At 67.7% G+C, this 17,967-nt stretch carries 17 protein-coding genes; 5 read left to right on the top strand and 12 right to left on the bottom strand.

All coding sequences use genetic code 11. From position 1 onward, the window contains the following. Nucleotide 1 precedes the first annotated feature (1 nt). From ACWMMN_RS01020 to flhD, 8 genes are all read right to left on the bottom strand, one after another. Complete coding sequence (locus ACWMMN_RS01020) at nucleotides 2-1,966, bottom strand: methyl-accepting chemotaxis protein (protein WP_059232700.1); 1,965 nt, start codon at nucleotides 1,964-1,966, stop codon at nucleotides 2-4. A gap of 37 nt (nucleotides 1,967-2,003) precedes the next feature. Further along, nucleotides 2,004-2,519, bottom strand: coding sequence for a chemotaxis protein CheW (gene cheW, locus ACWMMN_RS01015; RefSeq protein WP_059232701.1), 516 nt, complete (start codon nucleotides 2,517-2,519; stop codon nucleotides 2,004-2,006). A gap of 47 nt (nucleotides 2,520-2,566) precedes the next feature. Then, on the bottom strand, nucleotides 2,567-4,822 hold the full coding sequence (cheA, locus tag ACWMMN_RS01010) for a chemotaxis protein CheA (protein ID WP_486422906.1): 2,256 nt from the start codon (nucleotides 4,820-4,822) through the stop codon (nucleotides 2,567-2,569). A gap of 33 nt (nucleotides 4,823-4,855) precedes the next feature. Beyond that, nucleotides 4,856-5,233 carry a response regulator gene (locus ACWMMN_RS01005; RefSeq protein WP_034188085.1) on the bottom strand — a complete coding sequence of 126 codons (378 nt, stop codon included), beginning with the start codon at nucleotides 5,231-5,233 and terminating at the stop codon, nucleotides 4,856-4,858. Nucleotides 5,234-5,262: 29 nt separating this feature from the next. Further along, nucleotides 5,263-6,282: a flagellar motor protein MotB gene (gene motB / locus ACWMMN_RS01000; RefSeq protein ID WP_059232703.1), complete on the bottom strand. Its 1,020-nt coding sequence runs from the start codon at nucleotides 6,280-6,282 to the stop codon at nucleotides 5,263-5,265. A 13-nt stretch (nucleotides 6,283-6,295) separates the two neighbouring features. Further along, nucleotides 6,296-7,156 carry a flagellar motor stator protein MotA gene (motA, locus tag ACWMMN_RS00995; protein WP_006482649.1) on the bottom strand — a complete coding sequence of 287 codons (861 nt, stop codon included), beginning with the start codon at nucleotides 7,154-7,156 and terminating at the stop codon, nucleotides 6,296-6,298. Nucleotides 7,157-7,323: 167 nt separating this feature from the next. Next, nucleotides 7,324-7,878: a flagellar transcriptional regulator FlhC gene (gene flhC, locus ACWMMN_RS00990; RefSeq protein WP_034209584.1), complete on the bottom strand. Its 555-nt coding sequence runs from the start codon at nucleotides 7,876-7,878 to the stop codon at nucleotides 7,324-7,326. 93 nt (nucleotides 7,879-7,971) lie between these two features. Continuing rightward, nucleotides 7,972-8,292: a flagellar transcriptional regulator FlhD gene (gene flhD, locus ACWMMN_RS00985; RefSeq protein ID WP_011350590.1), complete on the bottom strand. Its 321-nt coding sequence runs from the start codon at nucleotides 8,290-8,292 to the stop codon at nucleotides 7,972-7,974. Here flhD and ACWMMN_RS00980 point away from each other — a divergent pair. After that, nucleotides 8,291-8,728 (top strand): hypothetical protein, encoded by a 438-nt coding sequence (locus ACWMMN_RS00980; protein WP_226196786.1) that lies wholly within the window; start codon nucleotides 8,291-8,293, stop codon nucleotides 8,726-8,728. The genes flhD and ACWMMN_RS00980 overlap by 2 nt on opposite strands. A 254-nt stretch (nucleotides 8,729-8,982) precedes the next feature. Further along, the gene (locus ACWMMN_RS00975; RefSeq protein WP_059232704.1) at nucleotides 8,983-10,047 is read left to right on the top strand and encodes a glycosyltransferase family 4 protein; all 1,065 of its coding nucleotides are present in this window, start codon (nucleotides 8,983-8,985) and stop codon (nucleotides 10,045-10,047) included. A gap of 103 nt (nucleotides 10,048-10,150) precedes the next feature. Here the strand turns inward: ACWMMN_RS00975 and ACWMMN_RS00970 are convergent, their stop codons facing one another. Further along, complete coding sequence (locus tag ACWMMN_RS00970) at nucleotides 10,151-10,447, bottom strand: H-NS histone family protein (protein WP_059232705.1); 297 nt, start codon at nucleotides 10,445-10,447, stop codon at nucleotides 10,151-10,153. Nucleotides 10,448-10,747: 300 nt separating this feature from the next. On the opposite strand from ACWMMN_RS00970, the gene aqpZ reads away from it, so the two are divergent. Then, nucleotides 10,748-11,491, top strand: coding sequence for an aquaporin Z (gene aqpZ / locus ACWMMN_RS00965; protein WP_006477345.1), 744 nt, complete (start codon nucleotides 10,748-10,750; stop codon nucleotides 11,489-11,491). Between the two features lie 132 nt (nucleotides 11,492-11,623). Here the strand turns inward: aqpZ and ACWMMN_RS00960 are convergent, their stop codons facing one another. Both ACWMMN_RS00960 and ACWMMN_RS00955 read right to left on the bottom strand, forming a co-directional pair. Beyond that, nucleotides 11,624-12,448 carry a Cof-type HAD-IIB family hydrolase gene (locus ACWMMN_RS00960; RefSeq protein WP_059232706.1) on the bottom strand — a complete coding sequence of 275 codons (825 nt, stop codon included), beginning with the start codon at nucleotides 12,446-12,448 and terminating at the stop codon, nucleotides 11,624-11,626. 136 nt (nucleotides 12,449-12,584) lie between these two features. After that, nucleotides 12,585-13,466 (bottom strand): glucosamine kinase nucleotide-binding domain-containing protein, encoded by an 882-nt coding sequence (locus ACWMMN_RS00955; RefSeq protein WP_059232707.1) that lies wholly within the window; start codon nucleotides 13,464-13,466, stop codon nucleotides 12,585-12,587. Between the two features lie 142 nt (nucleotides 13,467-13,608). On the opposite strand from ACWMMN_RS00955, the gene ACWMMN_RS00950 reads away from it, so the two are divergent. Next, nucleotides 13,609-14,211, top strand: a complete 603-nt coding sequence (locus ACWMMN_RS00950) for a DNA-3-methyladenine glycosylase I (protein WP_059232708.1) — start codon at nucleotides 13,609-13,611, stop codon at nucleotides 14,209-14,211. Between the two features lie 65 nt (nucleotides 14,212-14,276). Here the strand turns inward: ACWMMN_RS00950 and ACWMMN_RS00945 are convergent, their stop codons facing one another. After that, nucleotides 14,277-15,512 (bottom strand): PepSY-associated TM helix domain-containing protein, encoded by a 1,236-nt coding sequence (locus tag ACWMMN_RS00945; protein ID WP_059232709.1) that lies wholly within the window; start codon nucleotides 15,510-15,512, stop codon nucleotides 14,277-14,279. Between the two features lie 230 nt (nucleotides 15,513-15,742). Here ACWMMN_RS00945 and ACWMMN_RS00940 point away from each other — a divergent pair, with 230 nt between their 5' ends. Beyond that, nucleotides 15,743-17,866 carry a TonB-dependent siderophore receptor gene (locus tag ACWMMN_RS00940; RefSeq protein WP_486422905.1) on the top strand — a complete coding sequence of 708 codons (2,124 nt, stop codon included), beginning with the start codon at nucleotides 15,743-15,745 and terminating at the stop codon, nucleotides 17,864-17,866. Nucleotides 17,867-17,967: the final 101 nt, after the last annotated feature.

Raw genomic sequence — 17,967 nt, 5'->3', positions numbered from 1 at the left:
TTTAGAAGGTCTCCCAGTCGTCGTCGGACGTGCCGGCTGCCGCCAGCGCCGGCTTCTCGCCGTTCAGCGCCGGGCGCACGAGCGCGGGCTTCGCCGCCGGCTTGTCCGCCGGTGCGGCCGACTTCGTGAGGCGCGGGCCATAGCCGCCCGCGGCAGCGCCACGGGAAGCCGGAGCGTCCTTCTGCGTGCGTGCGGCGGTGTCGGCCGCGCGCTTCGGTTCGTGGCTGGCGCCCGATGCAGCGGCACGCGAGGCCGGCGCGGCGCGGCGTGCCGGCTGTGCCGCCGCCTGCGGGGCCGGCAGCGCGGCGACGGGCGCCGCGTCGTAACGCGGCTCCAGCGGCAACGCGGGCGCGGCCGCCGGTTCGTGCGCGACCGGCCGCGCGACACTGCGCGCCGGCGCGAGCACGATGCCGCCCGCGACACGCCAGCCCGACACGATCGCCTTCATCTGGCGCGTCTGCTCCTCGAGCGACGCGGCCGCGGCGGCCGCCTGCTCGACGAGCGCCGCGTTCTGCTGCGTGACCGAATCCATCTGGCCGACCGCGCGGTTGACCTGCTCGATGCCGGTCGACTGCTCGTCCGACGCGGCGCTGATCTCGCCCATGATGTCGGTCACGCGGCGCACGGCCTGCACGATCTCGTCCATCGTCGAGCCCGCGCGCGACACGAGTGCCGACCCGCTTTCGACCTTCCCGGCCGAATCGCCGATCAGTTGCTTGATTTCCTTCGCGGCGCTCGCGCTGCGCTGCGCAAGCGAACGCACCTCGCCCGCGACGACCGCGAAGCCGCGGCCCTGTTCACCCGCGCGCGCGGCTTCGACCGCCGCGTTCAGCGCGAGGATGTTGGTCTGGAACGCGATGCCCTCGATCGTGCCGATGATGTCGACGACCTTGCCCGAGCTCGCCGCGATGTCCTGCATCGTCGACACGACCTGGCCGACCACGTCGCCGCCCTGCGTCGCGATGTCCGACGCATTCACCGCAAGCTGGCTCGCCTGCCGCGCGTTCTCCGCGTTCTGCCGCACGGTGCCCGTCAGCTGCTCCATGCTCGACGCGGTTTCCTGCAGCGACGCGGCCTGCTCCTCGGTACGCTGCGACAGGTCGATGTTGCCGGTCGCGATCTCGCGCGCGCCGACGTCGATCGACTCGGTGCCGCGATGCACGGCCTGCACCATCGTCGTGACGGCGTCCTGCATCCGCTTGATGCCGCCGAACAGGCGGCCGATCTCGTTCGTGCTGAACACGTTCACCGGCTGCGTGAGGTCGCCGCCGGCGATGCGCTCGAAGTGCGCGATCGCGTCCTCGAGCGGCTGCACGATCAGCCCGCGCAGCGCGAAGCGGATCGCGATCACGACGACGAACGCGATCGCGATGCCGGCCGCGATCAGCGCGACCATCAGCGAGATCTGCGACTGCGTCGTGGCCTGGCGCTCTTCCGCGCGCTTCTGCAGCGACGCGACCACGGCCGACGCGGCCTGGTCGTACGCGACGAACATCGGGCTGATCTTGGTGTCGGCGATCGCGTGGTACCCGGCCATGTCGCCCGCGCGCGCGGCCGCGAACTCGGGCTCGACGCCTTCCTTCACGATCGTCGTATAGCGTGCGGTGAGCTCGTCGACGAGCCCCTGCTCGACGCCGAGCTTCGGCGTCGACTGGAACGCCTGCCAGTTCTGGTTCGACTTCGTGTACAGCTCCTGCGCACGGTCGAGCACCTTGGCCGCTTCGGCCGTGTTGCCGGCTTCCGTCAGCGAGCGGAAGCGGTCGAGCGACACGCGTGCGCGCAGCAGGTACGACGACGTATCGTCGAGCGTATGGATCGCCGGCAGGTCGACGTGCGCAATCTCGTCGAGCGAGCGGCTCGCGTGATTCAGCGCGTAGAGGCCGAGCCCGCCGACCGCAGCGGCCAGGCACACGAGGATGAGTCCGACCGCCGTGAGCGTCGTGCGAATCGACCAGTTATGCAACATTGCAGCTTCTCCCGAAATTACTGCGCGCGCGGCGCGCTTACCCGCCGAGCGTCTCGATCAGCGCCATTTCACGGCTCGACATCAGCTTCTCGATGTCCATCAGGATCAGCATCCGGCCGTCGACCGTGCCAAGACCCGTCAGGTACTCGGTCGTCAGCGTCGCGCCGAATTCCGGCGCCGGCATGATCTGGTCGGTCTGCAGCGTCAGCACGTCCGACACGCCGTCGACCACCATCCCGACCACGCGGTTCGACACGTTCAGGATGATCACGACGGTCTGGTGGTCGTACTCGACGCGGCCGAGATGGAACTTGATCCGCATGTCGACGATCGGCACGATGATCCCGCGCAGGTTGATCACGCCCTTGATGAACTCCGGCGCGTTCGCGATGCGCGTGACGCTGTCGTAGCCGCGGATCTCCTGCACCTTCAGGATGTCGATCCCGTATTCCTCGTCGCCGAGCGTGAACACGAGGAATTCCTGGCCCGTCGCGTCGCCTTGCGCCGCGTCGCGGCGGCTGGTTGCCGCGTTCGCCGCGGCCGGATTGATCATTTGGACTTCAGCAGACACGGTTGCCCCCAATCGGTTGATGGCGAGAGTCAGAACATCGCGAGCTCGGCGCCGGCACGGGCGCCGTGCGTCGCACGGGTTTCACGGTTCAGCGCCGCGACGTCGACGATCAGCGCGACGCTGCCGTCGCCGAGAATGGTCGCCGCCGAGATGCCGTGCACCTTGCGGTAGTTGGTTTCGAGGTTCTTCACGACCACCTGCTGCTGGCCAACCAGTTCGTCGATCAGCATCGCGAAGCGGCGTCCCTCGGTTTCCATGATCGTGACGATCCCCTGCGTCGGGTCGGTGCGCGCGTCCTCCACCGAGAACACCTCGTGCAGCGCGACGAGCGGCAGGTATTCGCCGCGCACGCGCACCACGCGCTCGCCGTTGCCGACCGTGTAGATGTCGTCGGTCGACGGCTGCAGCGACTCCATCACGAAGTTCAGCGGCAGGATGAAGATCTCGTTGCCGACCTTCACCGACATCCCGTCGAGGATCGCGAGCGTGAGCGGCAGCACGATCCGCGTGGTCGTGCCGCGGCCGGCCAGCGACGTGATCTCGACGTGGCCGCCCATCGACTGGATGTTGCGCTTCACGACGTCCATCCCGACACCGCGGCCCGACACGTCGGTCACCGTCTCGGCGGTCGAGAAGCCCGGCGCGAAGATCAGCTGCCAGACTTCGTCGTCGCTGATGTTGTCGGACACCTGCATCCCCTGCTTCGCGGCCTTCGCGAGGATCCGCTCGCGGTTCAGGCCCGCGCCGTCGTCGCTTACCTCGATCACGATGTTGCCGCCGTGATGCGCGGCCGACAGCACGAGCTGGCCGACCGCGTCCTTGCCGGCGGCGACGCGCCTGTCGACGGTTTCGATCCCGTGGTCGAGGCTGTTGCGCACGAGGTGCGTGAGCGGATCGATGATCCGTTCGATCAGGCTCTTGTCGAGCTCGGTCGCCTGGCCGAACGTGACGAGCTCGACCTGCTTGCCGAGCTTGCCGGCGAGGTCGCGCACGAGGCGCGGGAAGCGGCTGAACACGTAGTCCATCGGCATCATGCGGATCGACATCACGGCTTCCTGCAGGTCGCGCGCGTTGCGCTCGAGCTGCGCCATCCCGTTGAACAGGCGGTCGTGCAGCGCCGGATCGAACGCGCTCGCGGTCTCCGCGAGCATCGCCTGCGTGATCACGAGTTCGCCGACGAGGTTGATCAGCTGGTCGACCTTCTCGACGCCGACGCGGATCGAGCTGCCTTCGGCGCCCGATGCGGCCGCGGCGGCCGGACGCGCACGCTTGTCGTCGTGATGCGCGGCGGCCGGTGCGGCGTGTTCGGCCGGCTGCGGTTGAGCGTGTTGCTGCGGCTGCGCGGCGGCGGCCGGCTCGGCCGGTGCCGGTGCCGGTGCGGCCGGCTGCGGCGCGGCGGCCGGCGGCGCGAACACCTCGACGCGCGCGGGTTGCGCGGCGGCGGGCGGTTCCGCAGCCACGGCCGCGGCGTCCTGCGCGGCGGCCGGTGCCGCCGGTGCGGCCGGCGCCGTGCCGTGCGCAACGCGGATCTGGCTTTCGTCGATCACGAAACAGCACACGGCGACGATGTCGTCGGACGGCACGTCCGACTCGACCCACAGCGACAGGTCGGCGCCCGCTTCCTCGCGGCCGACGATCCGGCCGAGGTTGCCGAGCTCTTCGGTGAGCAGCGCCTGGTCCTTCGCGTCGACGCCCACCAGCGTGATCTTCAGGTGCGGGCCGCCGGCGTCATCCGCCGGATGCGCGGCCGCGACGGCCTGCTCGACCACATGGTCGGGCGCGCGGTCGCTGCCGGCAGCAGGTTCCACGGCCGCGGCGACCGGCGCGGCAGGCGCGGGCGCGGCGACCGGCGCGGCAGGCGCGGGCGCGGCGACCGCCGCCGGTGCCCCCGCGCCGCTCTCGGCCTTCAGCCGCTCGAGCTTCGCGCACATCGTCGCGGCGGCGGCCGCGTCCGGTTCGGCGCTCGCGCGGTAGTCCGCGAGCTGGTCGGACAGCACGTCCTTGGTTTCCAGGAACGCGTCGACCATGTCCTTGGTCAGCGTCAGCTCATGGTTGCGCGCGCGGTCGAGCAGCGATTCGAGGATGTGCGTCGTATCGGTCAGCGCGGAAAAGCCGAACGTCGCCGCACCGCCCTTGATCGAATGCGCGGCGCGAAAGATCGCGGCCAGGTCTTCGGGGTCGGGCGAGTCGACGTCGAGGTTCAGCAGCAGCTGCTCCATCTGCGCGAGCAGCTCGTCCGCTTCGTCGAAAAAGGTCTGGTAGAACTGAGTGATGTCGAGAGTCATGCCCGGTCACCGGTTGAATTCGTCGCGTTCATGTCAGGAGGCGGCCGGCTCGGACAGCGTCGCGACCAGGTCGACCAGCACGGCCGGGTCGATCGGCTTTTCGATCCAGCCGGTCGCGCCCGCGTCGCGCGCGGCGTCCTTGAAGGCATCGCTGCCCTCGGTCGTCAGCACGAGGATCGGCGTGTCCGCATACGCGGTCAGCTTGCGCAGCGCGGCGATCACCTCGAGCCCGTTCTTGCGCGGCATGTTCTGGTCGGTCAGCACCAGATCGTACGGCGCGGTTGCGGCCATGTCGAAGCCGGCTTCGCCGTCCGGCGCCACCGTCACGTCATAGCCGGCCTGTGCAAGCGTCGCCTGCAGCAGTGCGCGCATGGTCGCGGAGTCGTCGATGGCGAGAATGGTTCGGATCATGTCTGTCTCGGAAGCTGGTCTTGTCGATGTCAGGGTTTCGGTACGGCGACGGCGGATGCCGCGAGCGCGGGGCGCACGGCCGGCGCCGCGCTGCCGAGCTGCTGCGCGAGCTGCTTCGAGCCGGCCGCGTCGGCCGACAGCGTCGTGGTCGTTGCGTCGTCGCGCATCAGCGCCTCTTCGGATTTACGGTTCAACACGATCACGCTGATCCGGCGGTTTTCCGGATCGAGCGGATCGGCCTTGTTCAGGTTCTGCGTCGACGCGAGGCCGAGCACGCGCAGCACTTTCGCCTCGTCCATGCCGCCGGAAATCAGCTCGCGGCGCGACGCGTTCGCGCGGTCGGCCGACAGCTCCCAGTTGCTGTAGCCGCCCTCGCCGCCCGCGTACGGCACGGCGTCGGTATGGCCCTGGACGATGATCCGGTTCGGCACGTCGTTCAGCGTCTTGCCGATCTCGCGCAGGATGTCGCGCATGTACGGCTCGACGCGGTCGCTCGACATCGCGAACATCGGCCGCTTCTGCGTATCGACGATCTCGATGCGCAGCCCCATCAGCGTCGAATCGATGCGGATCTGCTGCTTGAACTGGCGCAGCGTCGGGTTGGCCTCGATCGCCGCCATCAGCTTGATCTGCAGGTCGTGCAGGCGCGTCTGCTCGAGCCGGTCCTGCGCGCCCTGCGCCTGCGAGCGCGTGTTGTTGTCGCCGGTCTTCGCGATGCGATCGGCGAGCTGCGTCGTGCCGTCGGTGCGGCGCAGCGTGCCGGCGTCGGCGCTCGACAGGTCGCGACCGCCGGCGTTGAGGATGCTGGAGTCCTGCGAATTGCGGTCGCCGCTGCCGAGCAGCGCGGCCTTCAGCGGCGTGTTGAAGTATTCGGCGATCCCCTTCAGCTGCACCGGCGTGACCGAGCTCAGCAGCCACATCAGCAGGAAGAACGCCATCATCGCGGTCATGAAGTCCGCATACGCGAGCTTCCATGCGCCGCCGTGATGGCCCTTCTTCGCCGGGGCCACCCGCTTGACGACGATCGCGCGATCCTTGCTCTTGCTCATCGGGCGCTCCGCGTCACTTCGCCTTCACGCGGCGCACGTGCTCTTCGAGCTCCGAGAACGACGGGCGCTCGGTCGAGAACAGCACCTTGCGACCGAACTCGACCGCAATCGCCGGCGCATAGCCGTTCAGCGTCGCGAGGATCGTCACCTTGATGCACTGGAACATCTTGGTCGACTCGGCGACGCGCTGCTCCGCGAGGCTCGCGAGCGGCCCGATCAGCCCGTACGACAGCAGGATCCCGAGGAACGTGCCGACCAGCGCCTGCGCGATCATCGCGCCGAGCACCGCGGGCGGCTTGTCGGCCGAGGCCATCGTGTGCACGACGCCCATCACGGCCGCGACGATCCCGAACGCCGGCATCGCGTCGCCGACGCGCATCAGCGCGTGCGCCGGGCCTTCGCCTTCCGCGTGGTGCGTCTCGATCTCCTCGTCCATCAGGCTCTCGATCTCGAACGCGTTCATGTTGCCGCCCACCATCAGGCGCAGGTAGTCGGTCAGGAATTCGACGATGTGATGATCGGCGAGGATCTTCGGGTATTGCGTGAAGATCGGGCTCTTTTGCGGATCGTCGATGTCGGCCTCGAGCGTCAGCGTGCCTTCCTTGCGTGCCTTCGCGAGCAGCACGTAGAGCAGCGCCATCAGCTCCATGTAGACGTCCTTCGTGTACTTCGAGCCCTTGAAGAGCGTCGGCAGCACGCGCAGCGTCGCCTTGATGGTCTTGCCGCCGTTGCCGAGGATGAACGCGCCGACGCCGGCGCCCGCGATCATCAGGATCTCGACGGGCTGGATCAAGGCGCCCAGATGCCCGCCTGCCAGCGCATAACCGCCGAAGACGGACAACAGCGTCACGAGAGTTCCCACGATAATCAGCACTGCCTGTCCCTCACGATAGACCGGCGGGAAGACCGCCGTTAAACAGGTTTACGGCAGTCGGCAGGAAAACTTTCGCGGCCGCCCGGCGGCGGCCCGACGGTGTTTACCAGCAATTCGCAGACGATTCGCGCGGCCCGCGGGCGCCTGAGCGCCCCGCCCGGCGGCCCTCAGGCCGCGGCAGCAGCCAGTTCGGCGCGTGCGGCGGCAGCCTTGCGGGTCTTGCCCGCGCGCGACGGCGGCTGGCACAGGCCGCACACGAAACCTTGATGCGGATCATGCGCATGCGCGACGAAGTGGCCGCCGCAGCGCGTGCACGGGGTCATCTGCAGCATCCCCGAATCGAAAAAGCGCACGAGCGTCCATGCGCGCGTGAGGCTCAGCGCGGCCTCGTCGCCGGACAGGTTCACGTGCTCCAGATAGAGCCGGTACGCCTTCACGATCGACTGGATCGGCTCGCAACGGCCGTGGTCCTGCATGAACCGGTAGATGTTGTAGAACAGCGACGAGTGGATGTTCGGCTGCCACGTCATGAACCAGTCGGTCGAGAACGGCAGCATCCCCTTCGGCGGCGATACGCCCTTCAGTTCCTTGTACAGCTTGATCAGACGGTCCCGCGACAGGCTCGTCTCCGCTTCCAGCAGCTGCAGCCGGGCGCCCAGTTCGATCAGTTCGATGGCGAGGGTGATTTCCTTCACCTCGATCACGACGCTTTTGCTTGCCATGGTGATAACCGTCCGCTTGACGTTGTTCGGATGGATGGCCAATACGCTGCCTGCCGGCGCGGCACGCCGGGACACAACGCAAGGCGGGATGGATCAGCGGACGCCTTCGACCTGCTGCCCGGCCATCAGGATGGCCGAGTGGGCGTGCGCGACGACATCGCTGCGGCCCTTGTCGGCGAGCGACGACAGCAGCGCGTGATCATCGAAGCGGAAACGGCACAGCATCTGGTTCGACGCAGCCAGCTTCACGGTCTGTGCGAGCGTGAGGTTGGCGAGCACGTCGGCGAGTTCCTGGGAAATGCCCATGCGGAACATGCCCATCGCCTTGTCTTCCCGCAGCAGTCGTTGCGCGAGGAGGAGGTACGACAGGTTGACCTCTTTGATCTCACTGAGCATTTCGCTGGTAGCGCTCATGATTCCCCCGTTAAAGAGCTTTGCTTTGGCCATTCGTGTTATGAAAACGTTTGCTCGTTCGGAGCGCTCTTGGCGCTCGGTCGGCTCGTTTATAGTCTTACAGGGCGAATTTTGGCCAAACGGCATTTATGCCGGTATCAGCGAAGTGGCGTATGCCATGCAGGATTTGTCTGTAAACCGTGTAGGAATTTTTCCGACAAAGCGAATTGAAAGGAGCAATCGGAAAAACGGGTTGCAACGCGGATTCGGTTGCGAGGCGCCCGATGGCCGCCGCGCGGTGGCGGAAGGCTTGCCGGCAAGGCTGCCGACAATCGGATCGGTAAAAATTATAGTGCTTTTTCACGATAGCGCAACAATAGTTGCGGCCATCTCGCTTCACGATTCCGCGCCCTTTTTCTCGGGGTTTTCGCGTATTTCATCGTGTAACAAGCCTTAAGTGTTTGAAAAAACACTCGAACCCTTCAGGGCGATATCGATAATGGACTCCAATGGGCGGCGGCGCGAGCCGTGCCGGCCCGCCCCGCAGCTTGCCGTCCGGCGCCCCGCGCACCCCGCCCAGGGCCCGGCCACGTACCGCCAAACGCGGGCGTCGGCGAGTTCCGCCAAACGCGGGCGTCGGCGAGTTCCGCAACGTTGGATGGGATCCACAGCGGCGCCACGGCGCCCACGGATCGAAACCGGAGAACACCCATGCGAATTGCCCAGATCGCGCCGCTTTACGAAGCCGTTCCGCCGAAACTCTACGGCGGCACCGAGCGTGTCGTGTCCTACCTCACCGAGGCGCTCGTCGAACTCGGCCATGACGTGACGCTGTTCGCCAGCGGCGACTCCGTCACGTCGGCCCGTCTCGAGGCGGCGTGGCCGCGCGCACTGCGGCTCGACCCGTCGATCCGCGATTCGATGGCGCCCCACATGCGGCTCCTCGAGCAGGTCGCCCGGGTCGCGCACGAATTCGACGTGCTGCACTTCCACCTCGACTACCTGCCGTTCCCGCTGATGTCGCGCCTCGATACGCCGTACGTGACGACGCTGCACGGCCGCCTCGACCTGCCGGAGCTGCAGCCGGTGTTCGACGCGTTCCCGGACGCGCCGGTCGTGTCGATCTCGAACAACCAGCGCAAGCCGCTGCCGCAGGCCGCGTGGGCCGGCACCGTGTATCACGGGCTGCCCGACACGCTGCTCACGCCGCAGCCGGGCGTGAAGCCCGAATACCTCGCGTTCCTCGGCCGGATCTGCCCCGAAAAGCGGGTCGACACCGCGATCCGGATCGCCGCGCAAAGCGGGCTGCCGCTGAAGATCGCCGCGAAGGTCGACAAGGCCGACGCCGACTATTTCAAGGAAGTGATCGAACCGCTGCTCGGCGAGGCGCACGTCGAGTTCATCGGCGAGATCAACGAGGCGCAGAAGCCTGCGTTCCTGTCCGGCGCGAAGGCGCTGCTGTTCCCGATCGACTGGCCGGAGCCGTTCGGCCTGGTGATGATCGAGGCGATGGCCTGCGGCACGCCGGTCGTCGCGTTCAATCGCGGCTCGGTGCCGGAAGTGATCGAGGACGGCGTGACCGGCTTCATCGTCGAGGACGTGCAGGGCGCGGTCGGTGCGCTGCACCGGATCGACACGCTGTCGCGCACCGCGATCCGCCAGCGTTTCGACACGCGTTTCAGCTCGAAGGCAATGGCGCAGCGTTATGTGGAAACTTACGAATCGCTTTGCACGGCGACCAAGCAACCGGTATTGCGCCGGGTCGCGGGCGCCTGATACGGAAATCCGCGCCGAAATATTCGGTAAAATCCGCGCCGAAATCGGCGCGCAAAACAAAAGAGCCGCATCGTCGATGCGGCTCTTTCTATTTGGCTTTCAGTCATTCGATCGCGAAACGCTCGCGGTTTTTCCCGACGATCCAATTCGGCGGCTTGCCGCGCCCGCTCCAGGTTGCACCCGACTTCGGATCGCGGTACTTCGGCGGCAGCGGCGCCTTCTTCGGGGGGCGCCCGCGCCGTGCCCGCTCCGCGAACCCCAGGTCCTGGGCCGTCAGGCCGTATTCGGCAATCATTCGCTGGACGTCGGCAATCACCGCCGCCACTTCCTGGCGGCGTACGTCGTCCGCCTGGGCCTGCAGATCGGCGATCTGCGCCTTGAGTTTCGCGTATTGAGACATTTTTCGACTCCCCTTTTCGATGATGCGGCCCCGGCGAATCCGGCCGGGACACCAACATCCGTTACGCCATCCGCACTGCCGCCCTGCCCTTCGAAATAAATGCTGTCATCTTTAACCGAATCGTCTATATCGAGAATGCGGACTTATTCTAATAAAAGGCATTCGTCAGCCATTCAAATTTAACAATCGTTGACCCTCCCGGACCCGATTCATTTCCTATAATCCAGACCAATTCCGGGCGATGGAATAAATCCGCAGTGTCGTCCGGCGGTCTTCAACCCACTTGGACGAGGTCCTTACATGAATCTTTCTCAGCGTCTCGCTGCAGAGGTATTCGGCACGTTCTGGCTGGTGCTCGGCGGGTGCGGAAGCGCCGTGCTGGCTGCCGCCTTTCCGGGCCTCGGCATCGGCTTCGCCGGCGTCGCACTTGCCTTCGGCCTGACCGTGCTGACGATGGCATTCGCAATCGGCCACATCTCGGGTTGCCACCTGAATCCGGCGGTGAGCGTCGGTCTGACGGTCGCCGGCCGCTTCCCGGCACGCGATCTCGCGCCGTACATCGTCGCGCAGGTCGTCGGCGCGACGCTCGGCGCGTTCGTGCTGTACCTGATCGCGACCGGCAAGCCGGGCTTCGACGTCGTCGGCAGCGGCTTTGCGACGAACGGCTTCGGCGATCGCTCGCCCGGCCACTACTCGCTGACCGCATCGTTCATCTGCGAAGTCGTGATGACGGGCTTCTTCCTGTTCGTGATCCTCGGCGCGACCGACAAGCGCGGTGTGCCGGCCGGCTTTGCGCCAATCGCGATCGGCCTGTGCCTGACGCTGATTCACCTGATCTCGATCCCGGTCACCAACACGTCGGTGAACCCGGCGCGCTCGACCGGCCCGGCGCTGTTCGTCGGCGGCGACGCGATCGGCCAGCTCTGGCTGTTCTGGGTGGCGCCGCTGATCGGCGCGGTACTCGCAGGGATCATTTACCCGCTGGTCGCCGGGCGTGACGACGCCGTCGACCTGCTGCCGGCATCGGCTCGCACAAGCGAATAAAACACTACGGGGTCAAGCGAGCAGAGCAGCGAGCCTCACGCTGTCCAAGAACATCGAGGCAGGCAATTTCGACGGGCGCCCCTGGCGCCCGTTTTTCATTTCCGCTCGGGAAACGCGCGCGGGGCTGGGCGCTCAGGAAGCGGCGACGTTGCCCTCGAGCGAGAACAGCGTGCGCAGGTGGCGGGCAACGCCCGCATCGAAGTTGTTGCCGATCCGCGGGATGTGCGGCAGCCGCGCGACCAGGTCGGGGTTCGCGTTGTTCATCATGAACGCGTGACCGGCGGTTTCGAGCAGGTCGATGTCGTTCATGTTGTCGCCGAACGCGATGCAGTGGCCGGTATCGACGCCGAGCCGCGCGAGCACCGTACGCAGCGCGCGGCCTTTCGACACGTTCGCGGTCATCACTTCGAGACAGTCGGGCAGCGAGTACGTGACGTACAGCGCATCGCCGAAACGCACGCGCATCTGCTCGGCGACCACGGCCAGATCGGCCGGCTCGCCGATATACAGCACCTTCGCGATATCGGCGCCGTCATGCGCGGCCATGTCGATCACGTCGTACCGGAAGCCCGAATCCTGGTGGAAATCGAGCAGGTGCGGCGCGTCGCGGTCGATCAGCCAGCCGTCGTTGGTGAACAGGTTGACGATCACGCGGCCGTGCGCGCCGGTGACGTCCGGCTGCACGAGGCCGCGCACGATCGCGGGATCGATGTCCTGCGCGTGGATCGTCGTGTCGTCCGGCGCGTGCACGCGCGCGCCGTTCGACGTGATCAGGTACGGCCGGATGCCGAGCACGTCGCGAATGCCGGCGACGTCCGCATAATGGCGCCCCGTCGCGATCACGAACTGCAGGCCGTCGCGGTCGAGCCGGCGGACGGTGTCGATCGTGTACGGGTCGAGCTGGTGGTCGCTGTTCAGCAGCGTACCGTCGAGATCGGTGGCGATAACTTTGTACATGGGACGGGAGAATGGCGCTCAGGGCTCTGCGGAATCGCCATTTTAACGTCGTGCCCGGCGGCGCGCCGGACGGTTCCCCGCCAGGTGCCGCCTTCGAGGCTGCTGCGACGCGCCGCCACCCCGCCCCATCCCGGCTTCAGCCGCCTTCCGCCGCCCGCAGCGCCTGCAGCGCGAGCCGCAGCGCGCCATGCGCCGAATCGTCGAGCGGCGCGCGCAGCCGGGCGGCGTGACGCGCCGGCACGACCGGTGCGAGCGCGTCGGCCAGCCCGCCGCACAGCGCGACCGGGAGCGCCTGCTGCGGATCGAGCGCATCGATCATCTTGCCGATCTCGTCGCCGGCCTGCGCGATCAGCGCGCCGGCGACCGGATGCGTGCGATGCGCGAATACGATCGGCGCGAGGCGCGCGTAGATTGTCTGGTTCGCATCGCACGACCACTGGACGAGCGCGTCGCGATCCTGCGCGCCCGTTTCCGCGAGCAGCGCATCGGCAAACGCGTCGCGCGGCACGCGGCCGTCGAGCGCCTGTTGCGCGTACGCGAGCGCGCGCACGCCGAGCCACGCGCCGCTCGCCTCGTCGCCGGACGGAAAGCCGAAGCCGCCCGCGATCCGGCACGCGCCGGCCGCGTCGAGCGCCGCCGCGATGCTGCCGGTGCCGAGCGCGACGATGAGCCCCGGCGCGCCGCCGTGCGCACCGACGACGGTCGTATATGCGTCGCTCTCGATCGCGAGCGCGCCGAGCGGCGCCTGCGCGCGGAACGCGGCCAGCCACGCCGCGTTGTTGACGCCCGCGAGCCCGCAGCCGAGCGCGCACTGCGGCCAGTTGAACGCAAAGCCGGCCTGCGTGAACGCATCCGCGCACGCGGCGCCGATCGACGCCCATGCGCGCTCGATGCCGAGGCCGAGACCCGACGGGCCGCCGCGCCCCTGAGCGAGCTCGCGCCCGTGCCGGTCGGCCAGCACCGCGCGCGTACCCGTGCCGCCGCCGTCGATGCCGATCGCAAAAAGTAATGCCGCCATGCCTTCATCCTGCTGATTCGAACAGGCGCCAAGCTTAACCGGATCGGCGCCGCGCGCCCATCTGCCGTTCGGCCTGCTATCCCGCGAAAAGGGCTTCCGCTATGCTGGCGCGATCGAATCGACACTGAAAACGAGGTAGACGATGTCGCAGCGGTGCAACTGGGTGAAGACGGAAGCGGACGCTCACTATCACGATACCGAGTGGGGCGTGCCGTCGCACGACGATCGCCACCTGTTCGAAATGCTGATCCTGGAGGGTGCGCAGGCCGGGCTGTCGTGGTCGACGATCCTGAACAAGCGTTCGGGCTATCGCGAAGCGTTCGCGGATTTCGACGTCGACGCCGTCGCGCGCTTCACGCCGAAGCGCATCGAGAAGCTGCTGGAGAATCCGGGCATCGTGCGCAACCGCGCGAAGGTCGAATCGGCGGTGACCAACGCTCGCGCCGTGCAGCGCATCCGCGAGGAGCACGGGTCGCTCGCCGCGTTCCTGTGGTCGTTCGTCGGCAACACGCCGGTCCAGAATGCGTGGCAGTCATACCGCGACGCGCCCGCGTCGACCGAGCAGTCCGACGCGCTCAGCAAGGCGCTGAAGGCGTACGGCTGCAAGTTCGTGGGTTCGACGATCTGCTATGCGCTGATGCAGGCGACCGGCATGGTCAACGACCACGAGGTCGACTGCCCGTGCCACGCGCCATGCGCGGCGCTCGGCGGCAAGCAGCCGGCACGGAAGCGCAACGCGGGCTGAGGGCGCCGGCGCAAGCCGGGGGCCCATCCGGCACGGCTGCCTCGCGGCAGTGGGGCGCCGCCCGCTTACCGCGCGGCGCGCGATGACGCCGGTACGACCGGCCGCGCGCTTCGCGCGGCCCGCGCGCGCGCGCTGCGCTTCTTCACCCAGATGCAGATCCCGGTCACGCTCAGCATCGCGATCACGACGCCGAGCACGCTCACCGCGATCCGTCCCGCCACACCGGCAATCCGCCCCGAGTGCAGCGGAAACTGCGCCTGCATGAACAGGTCGCCGGCCGAACCGCGGCCCGGCACCAGGGCCGCGACGGGCTTGCCGGTCACCGCACTCCAGTACAGCCACGCGTTACCGAGCCCGACGTCGCCGTGGTCGTTGCCGGGCGTGAAGAACCCGACCGCATAGGCGTTCATCGCCGGGGCGAACAGCAGCGCGCCGGGCGGCGCGGTGATCCCCGCGTCGCGCCCGGCCGAGCGCGCGATCTCGACGATCCGCTCGCGCGACAGCACCTGGCTGCCCGGCGGGGCCGGCGGAAAATGTTCGGGATTCGTATACGGCGTCTCGGCGAGCGGCGAAACCTGCGAGACCAGCGGGCGCACGACCGGAACGGCGAGGTTCATCGAGATCGATGTGACCGCAACGACCAGCAGCAGCCCCCACACCCACACGCCGCCCGAGCGGTGCAGGTCGAACACGAGCGGATAGCCGCCGCGCCGCACGCGGAACGCGAACGACTTGCGCCAGCTTTTCAGGTTCGGAAACGCGAGCACCAGCGCGATCAGGCAGTCGGCCGCCCACACGATGCCGACGACACCCATCGCCCAGAACCCGAAGTCGATCCCGCGGTACTCGGGCAGGAACAGCGAGTAGTGCAGCCGGTAGATGAACGGCATCAGGTCGAGCCGCGCGAGCGACAGCGCGCCCCATTCGCGGCGGCCCTGCACCACGCCGGTCGCGGGATCGACGGCGACCTGGCTGAAGCCGAGCGCGTACGGCTGGCCGGTCGCCGGATCGGTACGCGGCATCACGCTCGCCTGCAGCGTGTGCCCCGGTTCGACCGCGAGCGGCAGATAAGTCACCTGCACACGCGGATCGGCGGCCTCGATGCGCGCCGCGAGTTCGAGCGGTGCAAGCGGTGCGGCGCCGCTGCGCGCGGCGTAGAAATCCGGATTCAGCGCCGCGTCGAGCTCGTGGTCCCACGCAATCAGCGCGCCGGTGAGCCCCGCGACGAACAGGAACAGCGCGATGGCGAGCCCGAACCAGCGATGCAGGCGGACGAAAAACGGTCGCAGGAACGCATTCATCGCGTGCGCAGCGACAGGAAGGCGGGCCGGTAGATGCGGCGGCCCCGGTTCGACGGAAGACAGGTCATGTGATGTCAAACGCCGCGCAAGCGCCGTCCGGCCGCGCCCAGGCGAGGCCGGATGCCCTTGTGCGCGGCGTGGAAATGTTGCGCGGTCGGCGGGTTTTGATACGATGCGCAACATTTTAACTCAATGCGAATGATTCTTACTTGCATTTTTGCTCACCCGTCATGATCGCCAGCCTCGCCCGTCCTCCCGTCCGTCCACGCCGTGTGGCCGCCGCCCTCGCCTGCCTTGCCGCCTCGCTCGCGCACGCGGACGATTCACCCGGCGACGCCGCGGTGCTGCCGGCCCTCAACATCACGGCCGCGCACGATTCGCCGCAACACCTGACCGACACGATCTCGACCGGCGCACTCGGCACGCGCCGCCAGCTCGACACGCCGTTCTCGACGACGATCGTCACGCAGGAAGAGCTCGAGGCGCGCCAGCCATACAAGCTCGGCGACGTGTTCGCGAACGACGCAGCGGTGTCCGACAACAGCGGCGCGTACGGCGCATGGGCAAGCTACATGACCGTGCGCGGCATGCAGCTCGACTGGCAGAACGGCTTCAAGATCGACGGGCTGCCGTTCGTCACGTACGGGATCACGATGCCGTACGAGCAGCTCGAACGCGTCGAGCTGCTGAAGGGGCTCGGCGGCTTCCTGTACGGCTTCGTGACGCCGGGCGGCGTCGTGAACTACGTGACGAAGCAGCCGGGCGCCGAGCCCGTGCGCAGCGTCGACGTCGGCTACCGCAGCACCAACGTGTGGACCGAACACGTCGATCTCGGCCAGCGCTTCGGGCCGAACAACATGTTCGGCGCGCGGCTGAACGCGACGCACGAGGAAGGCAAGACGTACAACGACGGCAACATCCGCCGCGACAGCGTATCGCTCGCGCTGCAGGCGAACCTGACGCGCGACCTGTCGGTATCGTTCGGCGCGCTGTACCAGGACCGCCGCACGACCGGCCAGACGCCGTCGATCTTTACCGGCAGCTATCCGGGCGGCGCGCTGCCCGCGACGATCAGCGGCGGGTCGACGAACCTCGGCGGCAAGGACCAGTACCTGAACACGAACCTGCAGCTCTATACGGCCGGGCTGCAATACCAGCTCGCGCCCGACTGGCAGCTCGACGTCGCGTACAGCTACAGCAAGGCGACGCGCCGCCGCAACGAAAGCACGCTGTACCTGCAGAACGCAGCCGGGAACTACACCGACAGCCGCTACGTCGGCATGGAGGATCACCGCTTCAGCCAATGGCGCGCGATGGTCGAGGGCAAGGTGCGCACGGGCCCGTTCAGCCACCAGATCGTGCTCGGCGCATCGTGGCAGAAGCAGGCGAACGACTACTCGGCGAACAGCGTGTTCGTGCCGCTCGGCGCCGGCAACCTCTATGCGCCGAATCCGTACCGCTATGAAAGCCCGCACGGCTTCATCCAGTACCGCACGAGCGAGATCGTGCAGAAATCGCTGTTCGCGAGCGACACCGTGCAGCTCACCGGGCGCTGGTCGGTGCTCGCCGGCGTGCGTTACATGAATTACGAGCAGCGCTCGTTCCAGGCGAGCGGCGCCGAGGACCCCGGCTATCGCCAGAACGGCGTGGTGACGCCGACCTTCGCCGTGATGTTCAAGCTCGCGCCGACGACCACGGCCTACGCAAGCTACGCCGAATCGCTCGAGCCGGGCAGCCGCGTGAACGACGTCTACGCGAACGCGGGCCAGGTGCTCAAGCCGTTGCGCAGCAAGCAATACGAGCTCGGGATCAAGAGCGAGCACGCGCGCGGGAGCGCGACGGCCGCGCTGTTCCGCATCGAGCGCAGCGCCGAATATGCGAACGCCGCGAACGTCTACGTGCAGGACGGCGAATCGATCATCCAGGGCATCGAGGTCGGTGCGCGCGCGAAATTCGGCGCGCACTGGAACGCGGGGGTCGACGCGATGCTGCTCGACGCGTGGTACGCGAACGGGATCGGCAACAACGGCAACCGTGTTGCAGGCGCGCCGCGCTTCGTGCTGGCCGGCGACCTCGGTTATGCGGTGCCGGGCGTGCCGGGGCTGACGCTCGGCGTCGACGCGAAATTCACCGGCGCGACGCCGCTGCGCGCGGCCGGCGGCCTCGATGCGCCGGGTTTTCTGGTCGTCAACGCAGGCGCGCGCTACCTGACGCGGGTCGGCCGCCACGACGTGACGCTGCGCGCGTCGATCGACAACGTGCTGAACCGCCGCTACTGGGAATACCAGTACGCGGACTACGTCAAACCGGGCGACCCGCGCACGGTGAGCCTGAGCGCGAAAATCGACTTCTGAGCGCCGCGCCGGCGGTTGGCGGCCGCCGGCGATCAGTCGGAACGCCCGCCAAAGCCGCACCGCGGCGGCCTCGGGATTTTCCTGGACCCCACAAGCAAAAC

This window comes from Burkholderia cepacia complex sp. TUM26381 (assembly GCF_057439935.1).
The sequence above is the reverse complement of the archived record's forward strand: the minus strand, read 5'-3'. Positions and strand labels throughout refer to the sequence as shown.

What these genes read in the sequence shown, in the direction of transcription:
- ACWMMN_RS01020 (WP_059232700.1), bottom strand. Translation starts at nt 1,966, where the DNA reads ATGTTGCATAACTGGTCGATTCGCACGACGCTCACGGCGGTCGGACTC.
- cheW (WP_059232701.1), bottom strand. Translation starts at nt 2,519, where the DNA reads ATGATCAATCCGGCCGCGGCGAACGCGGCAACCAGCCGCCGCGACGCG.
- cheA (WP_486422906.1), bottom strand. Translation starts at nt 4,822, where the DNA reads ATGACTCTCGACATCACTCAGTTCTACCAGACCTTTTTCGACGAAGCG.
- ACWMMN_RS01005 (WP_034188085.1), bottom strand. Translation starts at nt 5,233, where the DNA reads ATGATCCGAACCATTCTCGCCATCGACGACTCCGCGACCATGCGCGCA.
- motB (WP_059232703.1), bottom strand. Translation starts at nt 6,282, where the DNA reads ATGAGCAAGAGCAAGGATCGCGCGATCGTCGTCAAGCGGGTGGCCCCG.
- flhC (WP_034209584.1), bottom strand. Translation starts at nt 7,878, where the DNA reads ATGGCAAGCAAAAGCGTCGTGATCGAGGTGAAGGAAATCACCCTCGCC.
- ACWMMN_RS00980 (WP_226196786.1), top strand. Translation starts at nt 8,291, where the DNA reads ATGATTCCCCCGTTAAAGAGCTTTGCTTTGGCCATTCGTGTTATGAAA.
- flhD (WP_011350590.1), bottom strand. Translation starts at nt 8,292, where the DNA reads ATGAGCGCTACCAGCGAAATGCTCAGTGAGATCAAAGAGGTCAACCTG.
- ACWMMN_RS00975 (WP_059232704.1), top strand. Translation starts at nt 8,983, where the DNA reads ATGCGAATTGCCCAGATCGCGCCGCTTTACGAAGCCGTTCCGCCGAAA.
- ACWMMN_RS00970 (WP_059232705.1), bottom strand. Translation starts at nt 10,447, where the DNA reads ATGTCTCAATACGCGAAACTCAAGGCGCAGATCGCCGATCTGCAGGCC.
- aqpZ (WP_006477345.1), top strand. Translation starts at nt 10,748, where the DNA reads ATGAATCTTTCTCAGCGTCTCGCTGCAGAGGTATTCGGCACGTTCTGG.
- ACWMMN_RS00960 (WP_059232706.1), bottom strand. Translation starts at nt 12,448, where the DNA reads ATGTACAAAGTTATCGCCACCGATCTCGACGGTACGCTGCTGAACAGC.
- ACWMMN_RS00955 (WP_059232707.1), bottom strand. Translation starts at nt 13,466, where the DNA reads ATGGCGGCATTACTTTTTGCGATCGGCATCGACGGCGGCGGCACGGGT.
- ACWMMN_RS00950 (WP_059232708.1), top strand. Translation starts at nt 13,609, where the DNA reads ATGTCGCAGCGGTGCAACTGGGTGAAGACGGAAGCGGACGCTCACTAT.
- ACWMMN_RS00945 (WP_059232709.1), bottom strand. Translation starts at nt 15,512, where the DNA reads ATGAATGCGTTCCTGCGACCGTTTTTCGTCCGCCTGCATCGCTGGTTC.
- ACWMMN_RS00940 (WP_486422905.1), top strand. Translation starts at nt 15,743, where the DNA reads ATGATCGCCAGCCTCGCCCGTCCTCCCGTCCGTCCACGCCGTGTGGCC.